Genomic DNA, 21876 nt, shown 5'->3' with positions numbered 1-21876 from the left:
AGAAACAACGGAGCGAAGCCATGCAGTGGGACTGGATTCTGTTTGATGCCGATGAAACGCTGTTTACATTTGACGCATTCAGCGGCTTACAAAGAATGTTTCTGGATTATAGCGTTACATTCACATCCGAAGATTTCCAGGATTATCAGGCGGTAAATAAACCGTTGTGGGTGGATTATCAAAATGGTGCGATTAGCGCGTTACAATTACAGCACCAACGCTTCCAGGGGTGGGCCGATAAACTACGTGTGCCACCTGCTGAACTGAATGATGCCTTTTTAAATGCCATGGCGGAAATTTGTATGCCTTTGCCTGGCGCTATCTCCCTGCTCAATGCTCTGCATGGCAAAGTGAAAATGGGTATCATCACCAACGGATTTACGGCGCTACAGGAACGCCGCCTGGCGCGAACGGGTACCGCGCATTTGTTCGACCTGCTGGTGATTTCTGAGCAGGTGGGTGTGGCGAAACCGGATGTTTCAATCTTCGATTACGCACTGAATAAAATGGGAAATCCGCCCCGGGAACGTGTGTTAATGGTTGGGGATACACCCGAGTCCGATATTCTTGGTGGCATCAATGCAGGTCTGGCAACTTGCTGGGTCAACAGCCATCAGCGCACACTACCCGAAGGGATTACACCAGACTGGCAGGTGACAACGCTTAGCGAACTGGAGCAACGCCTGTGTAAACAATGATTGTCTGGCCCGGACTGTTGGGTAAAATAGCGCACATTTTTACCAATCCTTGTGGCGTGAACATGCTTCGCGCCCTGACACAGAAGACTGAATTATGACGTTGTCTCCTTTCGAGCAAGAGGTGGCCCGCCGCCGCACTTTTGCCATTATTTCGCACCCTGATGCCGCCCAGCCTTTCAACGCTTAAAACCACCTTTCATTGCACACCACAATAACATCTCTACTTACTGAATTTAAAGGCTTTTTGTCTTTTTCTCGTTTCTTTGCTTTTCAATGATGTTCAAGCGTAACCTCGGAAAGTGTGTACAAACTTGAGTACAAATTCCGTTTTAGAGGCCTTTTGCGAAAATTCCATGACACAAACCTGGCTGTAGGCCTTGTAGTTACTGGGTTTGGCGTAAAAAGTACTACCGTTAAAAAGAGTCTCTTTTTTTGGTAAATGTTTTCTTCTGTACCAAATTACAAAATTTAATGAGGGAGTTTATTGTTGGTGTGATTTTTGCTTTAGTATTTGTTTTTGAAGATGCTTGAAGCGAACCAATACGGTTATTTCTAATTGAGATATCAGACTTACCTTCAAATTTAGTTGCTGTTTACACCATCATTTTGCACTTGTTTTTCGACTTGTGTGTACAAAATTTCCTGTAACTGTGTACAAACTTCCTCTTTGTTGCACTTATCTTCTGGCGATTTGACGCGAGTTCTTCTGTAGCCCTTGCTGTATAAGGGCTGAGCGACAAAAGTACTTAGGGAGTTTGATGCGTCAGTTCGCGATTATCAGGGAGAGTATCGCTCTTTTGTCGATGACAAAAATCTCCTTCTACTTATATGTAATTATGTATCAGGTCATGGCTTTTGATATGTAATGGCTAATCAAATTTGTGTTATTTGAGTTGCTGTGATATGTTTTTGTATATAATTATTCTTAAGTGATGCATTAAGGCGTATCGAAATGAGCTATGTAACAGAGCAGATACTAGAAAGTCTTCGAGAAGCTCGGGTACGAAAGGGGTTTAGCCAGAGAGAGTTAAGTGCTCGTTCGGGTGTGCCTCAAAGCCATATTTCGAAAATCGAGTCTGGCAGTGTTGATTTAAGAATATCCAGTTTGATTGCACTTGCCCGTGTACTGGACCTAGAGTTATTTGTTGCGCCAAAAAAATCTGTACCTGCCATCAAGTCGATCATTCGAAGTGGCCAAGGTGTTAACGGCATCAGCGACGAGGGTGAGCCAATGTCGCCCGCATATCAGTTAGAGGAAGACGACAATGACTAACCATGTCTCTACGCTCAACGTTTTGCTTTACGGTGAACCCATTGCAACGATCACCAACGTGGGCAATGACAGAACGCTTTTTGCCTTTATGGATTCGTACATTCATGACGAATCGCGTCCTGTGTTAGGACTTGGCTTTAAAGATTCGCTAGGTGGCCTGCTGACTCACTTCAAACCGACCCAAACCAAGTTAACTCCGTTTTTCTCTAACCTTTTGCCAGAAGAAACCATGCGTCATTACCTGGCTGAGCGTGCCGGTGTTAATCCAGCGCGGGAGTTTTTTCTATTGTGGGTACTTGGACAGGATTTGGCTGGCGCAATCACGGTTGAGCCTGCGAATGGTGAAGCCTTACCACCTAATGTGCATCAAGACATAGAAGATGAAACGAAGACAGATGGACCAATGCGTTTTTCATTGGCGGGAGTGCAATTGAAGTTTTCAGCTGTGCAGCAGGCAAATGGCGGTTTGACGATCCCAGCAACCGGTCAAGGTGGCTCTTGGATTGTAAAATTACCGTCGTCTCGATTTGAAGCTGTGCCAGAAAATGAATATTCAATGATGGAACTGGCTCGAATGTTGGGAATGGACGTGCCAGAAACGCAGCTACTCCCTATTAATCGGATTACTAATATCCCAAATGGCATTGGCAAATTTGGAGATAGCGCTTTTGTGATCAAGCGTTTTGACCGTGCAGATGGTCAAGCTGTTCACATTGAGGACTTTGCGCAAGTGTTTGGCGTCTATCCTCAAGATAAATACAAAAAAGCCAGTATGCGAAATATTGCTCAGGTTATCGGTATTGAAGGGCAAGACGAAGACATTGCAGAATTTACTCGCCGATTGGTGTTCAACACGCTAATTGGCAATGCCGATATGCATTTGAAGAATTGGTCTGTGATTTACAAAGATAAGCGCACTGCGTCTATTGCACCTGTTTATGACTTTGTTTCAACCATTCCTTATATCCCCGATGATAGTGCATCGCTGAAGGTGAGCCGTAGCAAGAAATTCAGCGATTTCACGCTGGATGAGCTATCACACTTAGCGGCTAAAGCCATGTTGCCAGAAAAATTGGTGTTAGATACTGCAAAGCAAACTGTAGCTGGCTTCCATGAGGTATGGGCAAAAGAAAAAGCGCATTTACCCCTCACTAGGTCAGTGATTGAAGCCATCGAAATGCACTTACGAAGTATACCGCTACGCTGAATTCCTAGTAGCTAGAGCGTGCATACCGATAAAGATGGTTTAACTTAATGCGATTTTACGGCGCTTTTCGCCGTAAACTGGAAATTTGGTAAACTGCACAATGATACCGGTGTCATGATAAGGCTGATCTTCTGAACAAATCATGCATCTTTCTGACCATCAACAAGTGATGAATCAGGCGATGATAGCTTTACATTGATTTTCAGGAGAATGCAGATGACAGCCGTAGCGCACCAGATAACCCCTTTTCTAACATCTTACGAAGTGATGGCTCGTTACCACATTAGCTATACGACTCTCTGGCGAAGAATAAAAGATGGCAGCTTGCCGCAACCTCGTATCAACCGAAATACACGAAACAAGCTGTGGCACATTGAAGATTTGGAGGAGTATGAGAAGAAAGAGGACTGAGCCTCTTTCTTTTATTTTATTGTCCGAAACGCCAGTTGAATGGAAAGCCTGTCGGCTCGATGATGGTCTCTAGCTGTTGATACCAAACGTCGTAAGCATGACGCATTTCATCCAGGTACTGATATTGGTTGTAGATAGCATCCAACCCTTTTTTGCTGTGGCCAATCATCAACTCGGCAACTTCTTGCGTCGTGATGGCAGACATTCGCGTTCGCATCGTTCTGCGAAGATCATGCATAGACCAATGTTCCATCTCAACACCAAGCGATCTGCGAGCCCAGATTTTCACATTATTAGGAATAGTGGTATCAAAGCCATTTGTGGCAAGCTCTTCTTGTCCGTTCGCGGGAAACAAGTAGGTTGATTTGCTCATCTGCATCGCCAGTTCAATCAGCTCAATAGCTGGCTTAATCAATGGCCGCATGATCGGCGCTCCAATTTTCTCACCTTGTTTGCGGATCTCTATGGGCACTGTCCACATTGCAGATTGCAAGTCAAAGTGATGCTTTTCAGCTTGAATGAGTTCGCCCTTGCGCCCTCCCAATAAGAGAAGCAGTTTTATGTAGATGCGGTTCTTCTCTGTGATTTTTGACTCGTGCAAATAGCGCCAAAGTATCCTGATCTCGTTGTCATTTAGCACCCGAGTTCGTTTGCCTTTTTTACCGCCAACCTTTTTTGCTGTGATCCCAGCGGCAGCGTTAATTTCCAAAATTTGTTCATCAATCAGCCAGTCATAAAACTTGTGCAGCACAGACACTAGACGTTCTGTGTTTGAAGGGGACGACTCCGAAACCTCACGAAGACAGTTTCGCAAGGACAATTCATTGATGTCAGTTAATGGGTACTTGCCAAGTCGGGGCAGCAAATATATTTCACTGCTGCGTTTTTGGTAGTGCCACGTTTTCTCCTTTAGCCCTTGCTTACCGGCAGAGTCTATCCAGTCTCGAAAAATCGATTCGAAGCTTTGGTTGGCAGAATACTTGGCCCGTTCCTGCTGTAGGTAGAGCTTGGGGTTTCTGCCCTGATCAAGTACCGCCCTTAACCTGTCCAGCTCATTCCTGGCTTCAGCAAGCTTCATTAGTGGGTAAGTACCTATGTCTACCCGCTGTTGCTTGCCATCGAAACGATAACGAAACTGAAAAACAATTTTGCCCTTGGGCGATACCCGAGCACTTAGCCCATCTCGGTCGGCTTTTACTACGGTTTCTTTTGCTTCTTTATTTAACCTGGCATCGAGCCAGCTAACTGATAACGCCATGTTATAAGCCCAGCCCTAGTTTTGATTTTAATGATTGTTTACGTGATTCTGCTTTGGGTTCTGGCGCTGTACTCACAGAAGTAGTTTCAACTTCTGGAGCATGGCCATCCACCGGTACAGATGCCGTGGATAGATTGGGTTGGCTCATGTGAATTAACCCAAAGGTGGCCAGCATCCGCAGACGCTCAGCGCGTTCCCGTGGTGGCGTCTTTTCTAATTCTTTAAGCAGTTCAGGGTGGCTCCCTGGGGGAATGTTGACGACAACTCTCATAATCAGGCCCCATAAAACCAGAAGCCTCGGACGTTCGCCAAAACAGACTGTTCCGGCACGATGATCTTGCTTCGTGAAAAAATCTCCTTGGCCGCTTCCTTATAAGCCAAGGCTCCACCTCCGGCGATCAATACCAAGTCCGCATTAATGCTTTCGTCGCGCATTGATTGGCGCATGGCTGTAAGAGCGACAGGCGCTACCTTTTTCATGGCAGCATTCAGATAAGGTGAAATATCGACTTTTTCACCAAATAGCAGCACCTGCAAGTCGCCGGTTCTCATGGCTTTTTCAAGTCGATCCATACCTACTTTGGCACCGTGATCTTCCGAAATCAGCTTATCAATGGTTTCCAGTAGCACGGACATTGCCTGAAGACTGGTTCCTGATGAGCTGTAGCGAATTTCTCCGGCCTCAAGGGCAACCCAGTCAACAGAAAAAAAGCCGGGATCTATGACGACGACGCGACCTTCTTCAATCAAGCCCAAATCTCCACCTGTTTGAACCAGATCCATATAGGCACCGGCAGGCTGCGGCAGCACTTTGACGTCATGAACAGTGATGCTGCGCTTAGGCGTCACTTGATGGACTCCTTTTAAACGCTTCACAAGGTCAGATTTACGTTGTGGTTCATGAAACTGGGAAACCGGTAATCCAGTGACAACCAAATCGATGGACTCAGTTTCAGCCATCAACAAGGCAGCATGAAAAAGCGCCTTATAGGTTTTTGTGGTCGGATATTCCGGGTGGAGCTCTCGTTCCCAGCCTTGAAGGCGTCCAGCAGGCACACCAGCGGCCCAACGCTCATTATCGACTGACACATACAAACAAGTTTCATCATCGCCTCCACCGATACGCTCAGGCATACGATCCGCAGGACCGGCCCCCGCAGGCAGAATAATGGTTTTCGGTTCACTGCCTGATTGGCCAATAGCCAGCTTCAGGTTCGAGTAACCGATATCTACGCCTAGTACAAACATACTTATCTCCTGTGCACTCAAAGTGCTCTAACGGTTTTCAACTAACCGCTCAGGTCACGCTTGGGCATTTCCAAGTGCTCTGGCGGTTCACTCAAATGTCATTATCAGGATTCGGTGTACTGGCGGTGGGCAGAAAGGTGACAAATCCTTTCATCTATCTGCCTATTGCATTTTCGCAAAAGTATGAGAATAGGCGCTGTTTGGCGGCGGATGACCTAGTCAAAAAAATCGAGACGCCAAACGTCGTTTGCATTCTGGCCTGAACTAGCCAAACGGTTTGTATCTTCATGACGATACGTCTTTTTAGGTGTTTTTAAGTGAAATCGGGCTGTATCCCTTGTCAGGTATGGGATTGCGCGAGTTGATTTATATCGAGACGCCAAACAGTGATTGTTACGGCAGTTTTACGTTTGGCGTTTCGATCCAAAAGCCAAACGGATAGTGGTTTTGGCTTTTGGGGTTAATTGGATGGGGAAATTGGTTTGGTAGAAATCGTCAATAAACAATGGAAAGCAGAGGTATCAGATTTACTTCAGCAAGAAACAGACAGGCTAAAAGCGCTGGCACGAGCTGAAGTTGATGACTTTTGGGTTACCCATTACAAGGTTCGAGGGAATGCGCCCTTTAAAGACTGGGGGCTGCTTGGTGTCCGTATCAGAGACTTTAAGTATGGCTTTGGCATAGAGTGGTACATCAACAGCTTTCACGGTCAACGAGGCAAGCGCGTGGTCTTTAGCAAGGGACTGCGTATTTCAAAGACGAAGCTGAGATACTCATTTTTGGACTGCCAAGGTCTAGCCAAAGAATGGGAGCTAGCGCTGGCCATGGAGAAAGAAGAATTCTTCAGTGATGTTCGACGCCAGGTTGATAAGCTCAACATGCTGCGTCGCAGAGTGAACGCTTATTGCTAAGTTGTAAATGGCTATAAATGGTTATATCATTCAGTTCTAACCTTAGGGGAGTAGTCTCTCAGTTTTTACTGCGATAACCGTCAACAGTCTCCGAACAGCAGTTCGTGGCGGTTATGTCCATACTTGGATTGACAAGACTTAAGGCAAATGGCGCTCTCGGGGTGGAGAGTCTCGTTTGCCTTTGTCTAAACCACCCCAAGGAAATACTCATGTCACAGCTAACCATCGTTATTACGATCAACCGATTGGCGTCTTATGCCAGTGGAAATACTCGTAAATTTTCATTCAGTAAAGCCATTAAACAACTTCCAAACTGCATCTCCTTTGATAACAAAAACCATTTTACAAATGGGAGTGTCGTCTAATGTTAGTTGCTTCTTTAGCCATTTTAGGTGGTTTCATTCTATTGGTTTGGAGTGCTGACCGTTTCGTTGAAGGTGCTGCTGCTACTGCTAAACATGCTGGCATGCCGTCATTGCTAATTGGAATGGTCATTGTTGGTTTCGGTACGTCTGCACCTGAAATGGTTGTTTCTGCAATGGCGGCCATTGATGGCAATCCAGATTTAGCCCTCGGTAATGCGCTCGGCTCGAATATCGTCAATACAGGTTTAATTCTAGGGTTAACAGCCATTATTACCCCAATATTGGTGCAATCAAAAATAGTCAGAAAGGAGATCCCTTTATTATTGCTTATTAGTTCTGCGCTCGGTTATTTCCTTTGGGATGGCTCGCTAACACGTTTTGAGTCTGTTCTTCTTCTGGTGGGGTTCTTTACCTTAATTGGCTGGAGTATTTACTCTGCTATGAGAGGTAAAGGGGATAAATTAGAAAGTGAAATGGATCAAGAAGTGGTTGAGCACGAGATGCCTATCAAAAAAGCTATTTTTTGGCTGGTGATTGGCTTGATTCTTCTGATAGTGAGTTCACGAGTACTCGTTTGGGGAGCAGTGAGTATCGCAGAGGCACTGGGTGTTAGTGATTTAATTATCGGCTTAACGATTGTTGCTTTGGGCACGTCACTCCCTGAATTAGCAGCATCCATTATTGCAGTTAGAAAAGGTGAGCATGATATCGCTATTGGCAATGTGGTGGGTTCTAACATGTTTAACTTACTCGCTGTCGTTGGTATCGCGGGCGTTATATCGCCGATTACAGGTATGTCTTCCGAGGTTATGTCTCGCGACTGGTTAGTTATGATGGGTTTGACAATCGCCTTGCTATTTATGGCCTATGGATTTCGTGATGCTGGACGGATTAACAGATTGGAAGGCGCAGGTCTGCTAATCGCATTTTGTGCTTACAACACTTGGTTAGTTTCGTCTGTGATTTAATAGCAAAATCAAAAATAATAAGTGGGCATGTGGATTCAACTCACATGCGCACAATGAAAGAGAGAGAGATATGAAAGATTCACTTATTCAATTTTGGCAAAATCATTCAGAGACAATAGTAGCGCTTGGTTATAATTTAATCTTGGCTATTGTTATTTGGGTGGCAAGCTCACTTATTGCAAAAGCAGTGCGCAAAGCGATTCAAGACACTAACTCTAAGTTGAATAAAGTTGACGCGACCCTGATACCAATATTTTCAACCGTAGCCAGTTACGCGGTTTATGTCATCGGCGGTGTATTTATTTTAGACATCTTTGGGGTAAATACTGCTAGTCTTATCGCTCTGGTTGGTGCGGCAGGTTTGGCAGTTGGTCTTGCGCTTAAAGATACGCTCAGTAACATCGCAGCTGGAATCATGCTACTGATCCTTCGACCGTTTAAATCTGGAGATTTTATTGAGTTTGGTTCAACTCAAGGGACAGTTAAAGAGATAAATCTTTTTACAACCGTGCTTGAAACTATAGATGGATTGTATATTGCTTCCCCGAATAGCGTCTTATGGGGAAATAATATCAAAAACTTCACCCGTAATGGTAAACGACGGATGGATATTGTTGTTGGTATTTCCTATTCAGACTCCATAGATGACGCGTTGAAAATATTGCAAGGTGTTGCAGAAAATGAATCAAGATTGATGACTGATCCAGCGCCTAAGGTAATGGTTGCGTCCATGGCTGACAGTGCAGTGAATATTCAGCTGAGAGCATGGGCAACAAATGAAAACTATTGGTCAGCTTATTGGGATTTAAATAAACAAGTAAAAGAAGCCATTGAAGCGGCTGGTCTGACGATTCCGTTCCCTCAGCGTACGCTCCACATTATCGAAAACTCAAGCAGCAAATAAAGAGAGCATTACCGTACTCGCGGTAACTGGTCCCAGCGTGTTGTATAAGCGGGAGACAAATGCTCTCGCTTCATCGACCAATCTTTCTTGAGTCCTTGTCCAGCAAAGAAAACCTTTCCGGCACCACTTTGGTTAATGGTGTCCAATACAGACATTAACTGTTGGCTATTAGAGCGGGTCGATACGTCATCGAATAGTCCTGGTTGAAACATGCCTGGATCGTAAAAGTCAGACAGCATGACGCCCGCTTTGGCATAACGAAAACCATCCTTCCAAATCCGCTTGAGTAAGTGATTGGTCAGCTCGATAAAATCCCGCGTATCGCAACTGGGGATCAGCAACTCACCCGATGCAGAGTTGCTGTACTGCGGCTCGTTGTCCTTAAAGGGGCTGGTTCGTATAAACACGGTCAGCACTTTGGCTTGCTGCTGTTCTTTGCGTAGCTTCTCAGTGGCACGGGTTGCGTATTCGCATACGGCCTCACGTAACAATTCAAATTGCGTTACTTTTGCGCCAAATGAACGGCTACAGACGATTTGTTTCTTAGTTGGTGGGATCTCTTCAAGTTCAATGCACGACTCACCATTGAGCTCTCTGACGGTTCTCTCTAAAACCACTGAAAACTGGTCTCTGATGGCTCTAGGAGAGGCATTGGCGAGATCTAAGGCTGTGGTGATACCCAACGCATTTAAACGCTTAGAAAGCCGTCTACCAACGCCCCAAACATCATCAACCGGGACTAATGCGAGCAATCGACGTTGCCGATCTGGATTGGTCAGGTCTACAACGCCCTGAGTGGCTGGATACTTTTTAGCGGCATGGTTTGCCAGTTTGGCGAGTGTTTTAGTCGGTGCAATCCCTACACAGACGGTGATCCCAATCCAGTGGCCTATGCGCTCTCGCACTTGTTGTCCGAACTCGACAAGGGATAGGGCAGACTCAATACCGGTTAAGTCCAAAAACGCTTCGTCAATGGAGTAAACCTCTACTCGTGGTGCCATCTCCTCCAAAGTGCGCATCACTCGACTGCTCAAATCTGCGTACAGCGCGTAATTGGACGAGAATGCCAAAATACCATGACGCTGCATTTCAGCTTTGATTTGAAAGACGGGTACGCCCATTTTTATACCGAGTAACTTAGCTTCACGCGACCGTGCAACCACGCAGCCGTCATTATTCACCGTTACACGTTTTACACCCTAAAATGTTATGAAAAACCTTTCTGAACAAAGCCTGTAGCCTGATTTGTGTAATTCTCATCGATATGAAGCAATAAGTTGAGAATTTTTTAATATGGGGCTCATTAATTCTCAACAATTAAGTGTGGCATAACATTAATGTCTAAAACTTCTCAGTCTCGCATGCCAGATTGGTTCGTAGTCGTCGAGTGGTGATTGTGACAATAAAGATCGAAACTTATGCTTTATCAACATGGCTATCTTAGATAAGTGTGCCAACAAAGTTTGAAACACACTTTTGCCCCATTGTTTGTCAGCCAAAGAATGAGGGCGCTTCTTTCTGGCGTTGTATAGACCTAGTTTTTCTAATCTAAGCGATGATAGTTTGGGCCTTCTTGAAAGTGAAACCCGTTGGGTTCTTCTTACTAGATTTGTTTTACTGATTAGTGTCAGGACTCTTGAATTGAACCATAACTCTTGGGATTTTTTAACTTCAATATCCCATTAATTGAGTTGGCTAGAACTTGTCTGAATGCACAGGTACTTAATATCTCGACAAGACATTCGAAGTCGCTAATAGCAAAAAATACCAGTGATGCGATGCAGGCTTGAGTTTCAATATAATCAGGCAGTGAGAAGAAAGCTGGTGTACCAGAAATACCGTTGTCGACAATTTTTTTACACATCAATTGCAATACTAACCCTACCTCAGAATTGTGAAAGTCTATTCCATTTTATTCACTAGTTCTGAAATAACTAAATTCCTATGTCCATAAGAAATATCACCAGGTTTATCATTGATGATGTTAATAAAAAAATTGCCTACGTATCGTATACCGATGCATATGACAACACTCGTTATATTGTGTGCTGTATATTTTGGTACTGTGATGAATTATCCCGTACTGAAAACTATTTTTAATCTGAGTTCAGACGTTTCCAATCCTGTCTTCCCTTATACCGCGCCGGTGTTACTGACCTGTGCATTTATTATTATTTTCTCAGCATTTGCTTGGTCTTATATTTTTAAGCCGTTTATGTTTTTTGTGGTACTGACCTCTGCTGGGACATTGTACGCGGCGGTAAATTTTCAGACCATGTTTGATTCCACTATGATGGAAAGTGTGTTTGAAACTAACTCATCTGAAGCCTTTTTCTACCTCAATTATACGACAGTCTTTTATTTATTCGCTTTTGGTGTCGTACCTTGTGGCTTCATAGCCGCCGTTCGTATAACACCGTTTCAAAATTGGAAATATGCTCTTCTCTCCAGAGTTGGTCTTGTTCTTGTCGCTGTTGTTGGTATTGGTCTTATTGCGGAGACTTGTTACAAAGATTACGCCTCAGTAGGCCGAAATAATAGTTACTTAAACAAAATGATTAATCCTGCGCACATCTACAATGGCGCAAAATACCTTAAGAAAACCTATTTCGAAACTAAACTGGCTTACCAAACATTAGGTACAGATGCGAAGGTGGTTGAAGTTCCTAACGGAAAACCAACGTTGATGGTCGTCGTCTTAGGTGAGACTGCACGAGCAATGAACTTTGCTTATAACGGATATGAGCGAAATACCAATCCGTACACGAGAGATATGGACTTAATTGCCTTTCAGGATGTGTCTTCGTGTGGCACTTACACAGCGTTATCCGTTCCGTGTATGTTCTCCAATATGACTCGCAATTCTTACAGTAAACCCCGCGCAGCTGCTCAGGACAATGTACTCAATGTACTTCAACACGCAGGCGTTGATGTCATGTGGATTGATAATGACGGAGGCGATAAAGGTGTCGCTCAAAATCTAACTTACATTTCCATCGATGCATCGCTTAAAAATGACGATTGCAACGGTTCAACTTGTTTTGATGTTGCGATGCTTAAAGATGCCAAACAGTTTATCGATGATGGCTCTCGTAACAAGTTGTTGGTTTTGCATACGATAGGTAGCCATGGCCCGACTTACTGGCAGCGTTACCCTGATGCTCAAGCACCGTTCCAACCTGCATGTAATCGTAGTGATATTGAAAACTGTAACGACAAACAAATCGTTAATGTTTACGACAATACACTGGTGTATACCGACTATGTATTATCCCAAGTGATTGATGAACTGAAAAGCGTGTCGAACGACTATAACGTCATGATGACCTATATCTCTGATCATGGTGAATCACTGGGTGAAGGTGGGCTGTATTTGCACGGTACTCCTTATGCGATAGCACCGAAGGAGCAAACACAAGTGCCTTGGTTAATGTGGATGCCAGAAGAGTATGCTCAGCAAAAAGGGCTAAGTACTCAATGTCTTAAAGAAAAAGCACAGAAACACACATTATCACACGATAACTTATTTCATAGCTTGCTTGGGGTGTATGGTGTTCACACAGAAGTTCAAGATTCAGAACTGGACATCACATACAGCTGCCGCTTAGATTCATAACCATTTTATAGCGTACCGTAAACATGCAACAAGAAATCATCATTAAACGTGAAGGTATTCATCGTATTATGTATACCTTTGTCCATAGCTATAACGGCTTCAAATGGCTTTGTAAAAACGAAGCTGCCTTCCAACAAGAACTAATGCTTTTTGTACCGCTATCCGCTTTTGCATTTTGGCTGGATTTACCGGCTATGCATACCTTATTAGTTATGTTGGGCATGGTGTCAGTGCTGTTTGCCGAAATGGTGAATACCGCAATTGAGGCTGTGGTTGACCGAGTAGGATTGGAGTATCACACGTTATCTGGCGTAGCTAAGAATATCGGCTCCGCTCTAGTACTATTGAGCATGATTTGTTCTCTGGCTATTTGGGGAACGGTTCTATGGTTGCGCTAATTTCAACGCAGAGCAATGACGATTCAAGAGTAAAAATGAGCACTTTACTGCCAGTGCTGTGCTTTGCTTTGATTGATTTAATATTATTGAGTGCTTCGCGATTGATGCTTTCGTTATGGCAGAGTGAGCGTGCGTTTGCCTCTGTTGACTATGGCCAAATTTTTCTCGGTGGTTTTCGCATTGATATTTCGGCAGTGTGTTATTTGCTAGTACCAGCATTGTTGCTGATAATGCTGGCAACATTGCTAAAAGCGACTCACTACCTTCGCCTACCTCTAAAAATTTACTTAGTGGGTGGCAGCATGTTGTTTTTGTTCTTTGAACTGATTACTCCCACGTTCATTCTTGAATATGACTTGCGTCCAAACCGATTGTTTATCGATTATCTGGTCTACCCAAAAGAAGTCTTTTCGATGCTAGTTTCGGGTTACAAAATCGAAATTCTAGTCACCGTAGCAGGGCTATTCATCGCAGCCAGATTGTTGAGTAAAGTGTTCGATATCGTTTGGCCTACAGAAACCAAAGGGGCGCTCTTACAGCAAGTAGCGATGCAACTTGCTGTTGCTTGCCTTCTTATTCTAGGTGCTCGTGGTACGTTAGAGCATCGCCCGATAAACCCGGCATTAGTGGCATTTTCAACGGATCACTTGTTAAATGATCTCAGCTTAAATTCTGCTTATTCAGTCGCATTTGCGTGGAAACAAGCAAAGAATGAAATGTCGAGTGCTGAATTTTATGGCGCTCTGGAGCAAGATGATCTGCTTGAGCAAGTTCGCCTCACTTTACAAAATCCACATGCTGAATTCTCTGATCCGCTTATTCCAACAAAAACGATGCATACCTCTAGTTTTCCTAGTCGTAAGAAGAATTTAGTTATTTTGCTGCAAGAGAGCTTGGGGGCGAGATACGTAGGAAAATTAGGAGGATTGCCACTGACTCCTAATCTCGACAAAATCATGGATGAGGGATGGAACTTTACCCGCTTATACGCGACCGGTACGCGTTCTGTCAGAGGGATTGAAGCTGTTGTGACTGGTTTCACCCCAACCCCAGCACGTTCTGTCGTTAAGTTGGGTAAATCTCAGCAAAACTTTTTTACTTTAGCGAGTTTTCTTGGTGAGCAGGGATATCACACACAGTTCATTTACGGTGGTGAAGCGCATTTCGATAATATGAAGACATTCTTTTTAGGTAATGGTTTTCAAGATATTGTTCAAGGCAGTGATTTCGAGAAAATCGACTTTAATGGTTCTTGGGGCGCATCTGACGAAGATTTGTATGATCAAGCGGATAAAGAGTTCGCCGAGCTGCATAAACAAGGTAAGCCATTCTTTAGCCTTGTATTTACTTCGTCGAATCACTCTCCGTACGATTATCCAGATGGCAAAATTTCACCGTACGACAGTCAAAAACAAACTCGTAATAATGCCGCTAAATATTCTGATTATGCTTTGGGACAATTTGTTAAGAAAGCAAAACAATCGGAATACTGGAAAGATACGATATTCGTGGTCGTTGCTGATCATGATTCCCGAGTATCTGGTGCGAGTTTAGTCCCAGTTGATCACTTCCATATCCCTGCGGTTATTTTTGGCAACGATGTGGAGCATAAAGAGGATGCTCGGCTAGCAAGCCAGATTGATCTTGCCCCAACACTTCTGTCACTAATAGGCGCTTCCGGTGAGCACCCAATGCTTGGTAACGACTTCACCAAACCATTAGATGATGCTCAATTGAGAGCAATGCTGCAATATGATAAGAACTTTGCGTATATTAAAAATGGCAAAGCGGTAATTTTTCAACCTGATAAAACACCAAGAACTTTCTTGGTAGATGGTAAACAACTTATCGAGACTCAGCTTGATCAAGCCCTGACTAAGGAAGCGCATGCCTATGCTAATTTTGGCAGTATGGCTTATCAAAAAGGATGGTATTCCCATGTCGATAAATAAACGTGATTGTTTGTTTATTTGAAAAGGGAGGGGCTCTACAAGGTTGTAACTTGTACAACCTGACAAACTCAATCTTTTGACCAGACCATTTTATGAGAATAGTTTCGGGAGGAGCAATAAGACGTTCTTCCCGATGTTCGTTCTTGTATGGCTACCCTGTTCAAGAGTGGTTTGGTTATTTAATACAATATGTTAGCTGGAGTAAACAAGCGGCTAAAGCCAATGAATGTGCCCACCATTGTAAGTATAAGAAAAAGAAAGATTTTATATGAAAAGAATATTAATAGTTGAGGATAACAAGGAAATTGCCGGGATTTTGTTTGACTACTTTGCGAGTGAAGAGGTTGAGCTTGATTATGCCGACAATGGAGAATTAGCTCTAAAACTTGCGTTAGAATCAGGTTTTGACGCCATCATTCTTGATCTTATGCTACCACGTATGGATGGCTTGACGGTTTGTGAGAAGCTTAGAGAGGCAGGGAACGGAACTCCCGTGCTGATGTTAACCGCATTGGACAGCCGAAATGATATGTTAAATGGTTTCAACTATGGGGCTGACGATTATTTAACTAAGCCAGTAGACCTTGAAATTTTAGATGCACGTTTACGCGCACTGATAAAACGTTATCGACGAGCGGTTACAGATTCGTCCCTGGAGTTTGGTAGCTTACTCATCGATCAAAAAACACATCAGGCTTATCGTAATGGAGTTCGGCTCCTTCTGAACCCCACAACTTATTCAATTCTAGAGTTACTCTGCCAACGCGCACCTGAAATTGTAACGCGCACTGATATCATCAATATGCTTTGGCAAGACAATGAACCTAGTAATGACGTATTGCGCAGTCATATCTATCAACTGCGAACCCAGTTAGATAAACCGTTCGCTTCATCTATGTTGATTACGGTTCCTAAGGTTGGTTTTCGATTGGAGAACGTGAATGAAAAAAACTAACTTTGCCAGCACTCGTACCTTAACAAGCCAACTAGCGATATTTTTTACGATAGTCGCCCTCGTGATGGGTTTAGTCAGCTATATGATTTTTTTTGCAGCCTTACACTGGTCTGAAGATAAAGTCGGGGAACGCCGTATAGAAATAGATAAAAATGAAGCAATACAGAGGTTTATTGATGGAGAAAATGGTGAAATATCCATAGATGTTCTCACTCATGCATATAACGATATCAGCTTGGTCCCATTAAAGTATCATAAGTACTTCAAAGGCAGAGACTCTTATGTCGGTGAAGTTGGCTACGGGAATGAATCATTGATGCTCTACTTTGGTTACTACACAAACAATGGAGAAAGGAACCCCGTCATATTGCTATCTGATATCAATCAAATTGAATTTGGTGAATATGAAATAGTGTATGCCAGTCTAATAGTGATCACTAGTATTGCGGGGCTATTGCTTGTCTTTGGACTACTGTTGAATCGTTTAACACAACGCCTGATAACTCCCATTAATCATTTGATAGAGCAATTAACCGAACAAAGCGGTAATAGCACCCATGTGTTTGATATTCCACCAGGTGGTGCCAGTGAATTTCAGATTTTAGCGGATCAGCTCAATCAATACCGTCATGATATTCACAATTTGTTAAAGCGTGAACAGGCATTCGCCCGTTATGCTAGCCATGAACTAAGAACACCGTTAACCATTGTGAAAGGCGCAAGTAAACTTTTAGAACGAAAGGTATCTGACGATTTTCAAAAAAGACAGGTCGTCCGTATAAATGAAGCTACATTACAGATGACCACGATGGTTGATGCATTACTAGGGCTTGTGCGTTATGAACGCAGTGAAGATGACACTGTTGAAAGAATGGTAAGCAAAGACGAATTTGAGAACATCATTGAACTCAATAGTGCTCAGGCAAAAGACAAAAATATCGACGTTGAACTAATTTTTCATCAGAGACCATCGGTTAAAGCCGCGCCAGCAGTGCTGAATATGGTGATAGGAAACTTATTGAGAAACGCGATTGCAGCGACTTCTCAAGGCGTCGTAACTTTAGAAGTATCCACAGACTCATTAGCTATTAGGGATAATGGGCCGGGCTTAAGTCAGTCTCCTAATCAGGATGGACATGGTTTGGGCTTGCTAATCGTTGATGATTTATGTCGCAGATATCATTGGAGTTTTTCTATTAAGAACCGACCTACTATTGGATGTGAAGCATTAATAACGTTTCAGTGAGCGAGAGTTTAAGTCTTAGTATTTTTGCGTTTAGGAAGCATATTCCGTAAGTATGACCGTCCTGTTATGCGGCTCATGATAATAACGGCGCATATATGGAGGCAGACACAAAGAAAGGATACATTCACCGCCCCATGATGAACCAGTTTTATCCAATCTTCTCCCCAATATTGATCAGTTTCCATCATGAAGCCTGATGTACCGGCGACAAGAACACTTCCCCACATACTCCAAATCATAACAGCTCCTGCCGGGTTATGGCCTTGATAATCATCGGTGCTTGTCTCTATTACCTCTTTAAGGTGGCTAACTGCATTAGGTATAGAAGGCAAAAATGATGTAAGTCTTGCAGGAGGTGGTGCTATACAACCCCAAGCCAGTCGGATAACAATGATGCCGACTAAGCTATAACCAATGTACTGATGGACGTCACTACCTGCCTTAGTTAAGAAAAAGTTCAACGGAAATAGACTTGCTACTGCCCAGTGAGTCACTTTTACTACGGGATCCCAATGCGTTGATTTAGTCTTCATTATTCTCATAAACTATTGATATGACTGCTGAGCAGTCATAGGTTTGTGTTGGCGTACCATCGAAGCCGCTGAAGTTTTTAATGTTCCGCGCCATTTTTTAATTTTATCTCTGTAGCTTCTCTATTTATTCCCTAGCTTTTCGACATCCCCTATTAAATCAGATATATGCAATCCGATGTTAGTGCTGATTACTTAAGACACGCTTAAGAAAAGTGGTCAGATTAAAACTCAGCAAGTGTCAGCTTAAAGTAGGAGTGCTTCAAAAGTAAGCGTAACGCCAACCACACCTTGCGGTGTGGCTGGTGATCAGTAAGGCAGGAGTTGCTGTAGTTTCTCTTGGGTGTTGGCTTTGGGTAGCTCGGTTAATAAGCGGCATAGGTAATCATACGGCTCCAGTCCGTTGATTTTTGAGGTCTCGACCAGGCTGTACAGTGCCGCACTGGCTTGTGCTCCCGTCTTGGTATTGGCGAACAACCACGCCTTGCGACCAATCACGAACGGTTTGATGGCACGCTCCGCACGATTGTTGTCGATATTCAGACAGCCATCATCCAGATAGCGGACAAGCTTGGGCCACTGATTCAGGCTATAAGTAATAGCCGCTCCCAGTAAACTTTCTTTCGTGACACTCTCGCTTGATTTATCCAACCAGCTTTTGAATTGCGCGAGCAACGGCCTGGCTAGCGTTTGCCTGGCTTCATATTTCTTATCAGGCGGCGCAGTTTTTAATTTACTCTCCAGCGCATAGAGTTTCTGGATATGGTTAAGAGCCACATCGGCCTTACCGGTTTTGCCTTTACCCTGCGCTTTTTGGGCTTCGACGAACTTACGTCTGGCATGTGCCCAGCAGCCGACTAAGGTTGCGTGGGTTTTCTCATATCCGGCATAACCGTCGACCTGCAGATAACCGTTAAACCCCGCCAGGAAGTCGGTGGGATGTTTACTGCTGCGACTATCCTGATAATCAAACAGCACGAGCTTGGGGCCGGTACTTTTTTCTAAGCCACAGCCATATACCCACATATAACAGGTGCTTTTCTCAACATCCAGCACATTAACCGTGGTTTCATCTGCCCACAGCACGGGCTGTTTCAGAAGCTCAGCTTTCATTAACGCCAGTAACGGTTTCAGTTTCTCTGCACAGCTTATCAGCCAGCGGCTCATCGTTTGACGGCTAAGCTCAATACCGGCCTGATTAAACAACTGCTCTTGTCGGTACAACGGTAAGCCATAGTGCATTTTGCTGCTGATGATTTGGGCAAGCAGACTCGGTGTGGTCATGCTCTTAGGGATAACCGCCGGTGGCACATCGGCAATTTTAATGTCGACCTTGGTGTCCGTGGTTTCACACTGCCGGCAGCTGTATTTCAGCCGCACGTTTCTGAGCACCCGGATTTGTGCCGGTACGAACTCGATTTGCTCACTAACTTCTTCACCCATTTGATGTAGCGCATGGCCACAGCAAGCACAGGTTTTATCGTCAATGTCATGGATAACATCAACGCGCGGCAGCTCAGGGGCAATCCGTGGGCGGCGTGGCTTAGCAGCTTTCTTAGCGCTCTCGGTCGTCTGAGTATCTGGCTCTGTCGCTACTGACTCGTCTTCAATAAGCTGTTCGGCCTCATTTAACACCTCGCCTTCACCTTCATAGGTTTCACTGCTGGGGCTAAATTTCTGGTACTTCTTCAGGTTGTAACGCTCCAGCAACTGCTGCAACTTGTCCGACAGTTGCTGGTTAACCCGCTCTAATTTGGCGATGCGTTTATCTTTTTGCGCCAGTTTGCGCTCAAGCTTTTGCGTCTGCTCAAGCAGCATTTTCTTGAGCAGTGCAACGTCATCAGGTAAGGATTGAGGTGTCTTTTTCATGGCCGCTATTGTAACGGCCAATTTAGCTAAGTGCTTGGTAAGATTTAGATTGTTTTGGATGCGATCATAAGGATTTATAGCCGATCGTCATATCAGCCCACACTCTGGTAATGCAGTGGCTGATGGGCGGTGATTTTTTGGATATCGACACCTTGCAACAGCCAATGCCATTGCTGCTCGCTAATAGACAGTATTTTGCCAGGCATCTGCCGTGGCCAGCGGAACTTGTCTTTTTCAAGCCGTTTGTACCACAGGCAAAACCCGGTGCTATCCCAGTACAGTACTTTTAACCGGGTACGCTGCTGATTACAAAACACAAACAGTGCGCCGCTAAATGGCGAGAGCTGCATCTCTTGCTCGACCAGCAACGATAAGCCATTAATGGATTTACGAAAGTCGACCGGCTGTTTATGCAAATAGACCTTAGGCACATCGAAGAACATTTTCATGGTCAGAGCGCTCTTAGCAAGGCTGCTAACCACTGTGCATCGGTGCCGGCTGGAAACTGCAATTCGATATCGCGCTTGCGTAGCAAAATGGATTGATTCAGCTGCAAACCCTGTGGCGTCAGCTCAACAAAGCCACCGTCATCATCCTGAAACGCCAACAACTGACGCTTGCGATAACTAAAATATGTAGGAATGATGCCCTGACGTTTTGCAAATTCAGTTTGGGTGAGACCACTTTGGGCTTGCTCGGCAAACAAGGCCAGCCATTGTTCTTTGGTACGGTGCATGATGATTACCCTGGCAGTTGATAATGGCAGACAGGGTAAAGTTGATCAGTTAGGATTGGAATGTGTGGTTGGCGTTACGCTTACCTTCAAAAGCGGTTTTCCGGACTCTCCTTAATGAGTCTATCAAAAGCTGTAATGAAAATTTGTATCTAACTGGGTGGTAAGCCCATTTTTTGGTAAAAAATCAACCTTTTTTAATCGCTGTCAACTTCATGAAATCATGTTAATGAGGTTGACATTTTTAACAAAAATACACATTATATGAGAAAAATTTTAGTGATTAATTATGAAGTACTTAGTGACTGGAGCTGCTGGTTTTATAGGAAGTGCAACGGTTAGAAAGCTCAATGCTCAGGGACATGAAGTGGTTGGTGTGGATAATCTTAACGATTACTACGATGTAGCGCTCAAACATGCAAGATTGCATTTCTCCGCACACCCATTATTTCGATTTTATCCTTTTGATATTTCGAGTAAAGAAGCAATTGATACGTTGTTTAAGAAAGAGAAGTTTTAGCGGGTTATTCATCTTGCTGCGCAAGCAGGTGTACGATACTCAATAGATAACCCCCATTGTTACGTTGAATCTAATTTGACCGGTTATTTAAATATATTAGAAGCTTGCCGCCAGAATAGAATTCAACACTTAGTTTATGCTTCTTCCAGTTCCGTTTATGGGCTAAATAGTAAAGTCCCGTTCTCTACGTCAGATCGCGTTGATCATCCTGTTTCCCTTTATGCAGCGACAAAAAAATCTAATGAGTTAATGGCGCATTGCTATTCGCATCTCTATCAAATTCCTACCACTGGACTACGCTTCTTTACCGTTTATGGCTCATGGGGACGTCCCGATATGGCGCCTTTTCTCTTTACTAAGAAGATACTAGAAGGAGATACCATCGATATTAACAACAATGGGGATATGTGGAGGGACTTTACACATATTAACGACATTGTTGAGGGTATCGTACGGATTGCAGATGTCATTCCTAGCCCAAATAAGCATTGGAAGGTTGAGGACGGCTCACCCGCGAGTAGCTCTGCTCCTTTTGCGGTTTACAATATCGGACATGGTTCTCCTATAAATCTTATGGATTTTATAAAGGGGATAGAAAACCAACTAGGTATTGAGGCGAAAAAGAACTTCAGAGAGATGCAACCGGGCGATGTCTACCGTACATACGCCGATACTGAAGATCTTTTACAGGTAACCGGGTACAAGCCAAAGGTATCTATACAAGAAGGTATCGCTGAGTTTGTGTCATGGTACCGAGAATTTTATAACAAATAAGAAAAATGATTTTCTGTAGGTTTTTATTTACAGATAGCTT

General features: G+C 43.9%; 19 protein-coding genes and 3 pseudogenes. 14 read left to right on the top strand and 8 right to left on the bottom strand.

Annotation, left to right across the window (positions count from 1 at the left end):
- Positions 1-20 precede the first annotated feature (20 nt).
- The 5 genes and pseudogenes from yjjG to MPHASIOC01_RS23540 all read left to right on the top strand — a co-directional run bounded on the left by yjjG (position 21) and on the right by MPHASIOC01_RS23540 (position 3589).
- Positions 21-698 carry a pyrimidine 5'-nucleotidase gene (gene yjjG, locus MPHASIOC01_RS23555; protein WP_064598650.1) on the top strand — a complete coding sequence of 226 codons (678 nt, stop codon included), beginning with the start codon at positions 21-23 and terminating at the stop codon, positions 696-698.
- Positions 699-792: 94 nt separating this feature from the next.
- Positions 793-870 (top strand): annotated as a pseudogene (locus MPHASIOC01_RS27715) (hypothetical protein); the annotation flags it as partial.
- 780 nt (positions 871-1650) lie between these two features.
- Positions 1651-1971, top strand: a complete 321-nt coding sequence (locus MPHASIOC01_RS23550; RefSeq protein ID WP_109248253.1) for a helix-turn-helix domain-containing protein — start codon at positions 1651-1653, stop codon at positions 1969-1971.
- Positions 1964-3178, top strand: a complete 1215-nt coding sequence (locus MPHASIOC01_RS23545; protein WP_248953018.1) for a type II toxin-antitoxin system HipA family toxin — start codon at positions 1964-1966, stop codon at positions 3176-3178. Before MPHASIOC01_RS23550 ends, MPHASIOC01_RS23545 begins: the two co-directional genes overlap by 8 nt.
- Before the next feature lie 216 nt (positions 3179-3394).
- Positions 3395-3589, top strand: coding sequence for an AlpA family transcriptional regulator (locus tag MPHASIOC01_RS23540; RefSeq protein WP_012368405.1), 195 nt, complete (start codon positions 3395-3397; stop codon positions 3587-3589).
- A 16-nt stretch (positions 3590-3605) separates the two neighbouring features.
- Here MPHASIOC01_RS23540 and MPHASIOC01_RS23535 read toward each other — a convergent pair whose 3' ends face one another.
- The 3 genes from MPHASIOC01_RS23535 to MPHASIOC01_RS23525 are packed head-to-tail and all read right to left on the bottom strand — an operon-like array spanning position 3606 to position 6095.
- Positions 3606-4847 (bottom strand): integrase family protein, encoded by a 1242-nt coding sequence (locus tag MPHASIOC01_RS23535; RefSeq protein WP_028870222.1) that lies wholly within the window; start codon positions 4845-4847, stop codon positions 3606-3608.
- Between the two features lies 1 nt (position 4848).
- Positions 4849-5118, bottom strand: a complete 270-nt coding sequence (locus MPHASIOC01_RS23530; RefSeq protein ID WP_109248251.1) for a hypothetical protein — start codon at positions 5116-5118, stop codon at positions 4849-4851.
- 2 nt (positions 5119-5120) lie between these two features.
- Complete coding sequence (locus tag MPHASIOC01_RS23525; protein ID WP_008305551.1) at positions 5121-6095, bottom strand: ParM/StbA family protein; 975 nt, start codon at positions 6093-6095, stop codon at positions 5121-5123.
- Positions 6096-6559: 464 nt separating this feature from the next.
- Here MPHASIOC01_RS23525 and mobI point away from each other — a divergent pair, with 464 nt between their 5' ends.
- The 3 genes from mobI (at position 6560) to MPHASIOC01_RS23510 (ending at position 9243) form a co-directional block, all read left to right on the top strand.
- Positions 6560-7006, top strand: a complete 447-nt coding sequence (mobI, locus tag MPHASIOC01_RS23520) for a conjugative transfer protein MobI(A/C) (protein ID WP_109248250.1) — start codon at positions 6560-6562, stop codon at positions 7004-7006.
- Between the two features lie 364 nt (positions 7007-7370).
- The gene (locus MPHASIOC01_RS23515; protein WP_109248249.1) at positions 7371-8339 is read left to right on the top strand and encodes a calcium/sodium antiporter; all 969 of its coding nucleotides are present in this window, start codon (positions 7371-7373) and stop codon (positions 8337-8339) included.
- Between the two features lie 70 nt (positions 8340-8409).
- On the top strand, positions 8410-9243 hold the full coding sequence (locus MPHASIOC01_RS23510) for a mechanosensitive ion channel family protein (protein WP_109248248.1): 834 nt from the start codon (positions 8410-8412) through the stop codon (positions 9241-9243).
- An 8-nt stretch (positions 9244-9251) separates the two neighbouring features.
- Here MPHASIOC01_RS23510 and umuC read toward each other — a convergent pair.
- A pseudogene (gene umuC, locus MPHASIOC01_RS23505) lies at positions 9252-10430 on the bottom strand (translesion error-prone DNA polymerase V subunit UmuC); the annotation flags it as partial.
- 791 nt (positions 10431-11221) lie between these two features.
- On the opposite strand from umuC, the gene MPHASIOC01_RS23500 reads away from it, so the two are divergent.
- The 5 genes from MPHASIOC01_RS23500 to MPHASIOC01_RS23480 all read left to right on the top strand — a co-directional run bounded on the left by MPHASIOC01_RS23500 (position 11222) and on the right by MPHASIOC01_RS23480 (position 17410).
- Positions 11222-12859 carry a phosphoethanolamine--lipid A transferase gene (locus MPHASIOC01_RS23500; RefSeq protein ID WP_353613400.1) on the top strand — a complete coding sequence of 546 codons (1638 nt, stop codon included), beginning with the start codon at positions 11222-11224 and terminating at the stop codon, positions 12857-12859.
- 23 nt (positions 12860-12882) lie between these two features.
- Entirely contained in the window at positions 12883-13257 is a 375-nt protein-coding gene (locus tag MPHASIOC01_RS23495; protein ID WP_353613399.1) for a diacylglycerol kinase, read from the top strand.
- A 35-nt stretch (positions 13258-13292) separates the two neighbouring features.
- Complete coding sequence (locus tag MPHASIOC01_RS23490; protein WP_353613398.1) at positions 13293-15209, top strand: LTA synthase family protein; 1917 nt, start codon at positions 13293-13295, stop codon at positions 15207-15209.
- A gap of 268 nt (positions 15210-15477) precedes the next feature.
- Positions 15478-16164 (top strand): response regulator transcription factor, encoded by a 687-nt coding sequence (locus MPHASIOC01_RS23485; RefSeq protein ID WP_353613397.1) that lies wholly within the window; start codon positions 15478-15480, stop codon positions 16162-16164.
- Complete coding sequence (locus tag MPHASIOC01_RS23480) at positions 16151-17410, top strand: HAMP domain-containing sensor histidine kinase (protein WP_353613396.1); 1260 nt, start codon at positions 16151-16153, stop codon at positions 17408-17410. The genes MPHASIOC01_RS23485 and MPHASIOC01_RS23480 overlap by 14 nt, the downstream gene beginning before the upstream one ends.
- Before the next feature lie 8 nt (positions 17411-17418).
- Here MPHASIOC01_RS23480 and MPHASIOC01_RS23475 read toward each other — a convergent pair whose 3' ends face one another.
- The 4 genes from MPHASIOC01_RS23475 to tnpA form a co-directional block, all read right to left on the bottom strand.
- Positions 17419-17943: a cytochrome b/b6 domain-containing protein gene (locus MPHASIOC01_RS23475; protein WP_353613395.1), complete on the bottom strand. Its 525-nt coding sequence runs from the start codon at positions 17941-17943 to the stop codon at positions 17419-17421.
- 306 nt (positions 17944-18249) lie between these two features.
- Entirely contained in the window at positions 18250-19809 is a 1560-nt protein-coding gene (gene tnpC, locus MPHASIOC01_RS23470) for an IS66 family transposase (protein WP_165564680.1), read from the bottom strand.
- A 92-nt stretch (positions 19810-19901) separates the two neighbouring features.
- Positions 19902-20258 (bottom strand): IS66 family insertion sequence element accessory protein TnpB, encoded by a 357-nt coding sequence (tnpB, locus tag MPHASIOC01_RS23465; RefSeq protein WP_353613225.1) that lies wholly within the window; start codon positions 20256-20258, stop codon positions 19902-19904.
- Between the two features lie 2 nt (positions 20259-20260).
- Positions 20261-20545 carry an IS66 family insertion sequence element accessory protein TnpA gene (gene tnpA, locus MPHASIOC01_RS23460; RefSeq protein WP_088585668.1) on the bottom strand — a complete coding sequence of 95 codons (285 nt, stop codon included), beginning with the start codon at positions 20543-20545 and terminating at the stop codon, positions 20261-20263.
- 286 nt (positions 20546-20831) lie between these two features.
- Between tnpA and MPHASIOC01_RS23455 the strand changes: the two are divergent.
- A pseudogene (locus MPHASIOC01_RS23455) lies at positions 20832-21836 on the top strand (NAD-dependent epimerase).
- Positions 21837-21876: the final 40 nt, after the last annotated feature.

Source organism: Mangrovibacter phragmitis (assembly GCF_040429585.1).
GTDB classification, from domain to species: Bacteria; Pseudomonadota; Gammaproteobacteria; order Enterobacterales; family Enterobacteriaceae; genus Mangrovibacter; species Mangrovibacter phragmitis.
Note: the sequence above shows the minus strand (reverse complement) of the source record. Positions and strands in the feature narration are given on the sequence as shown.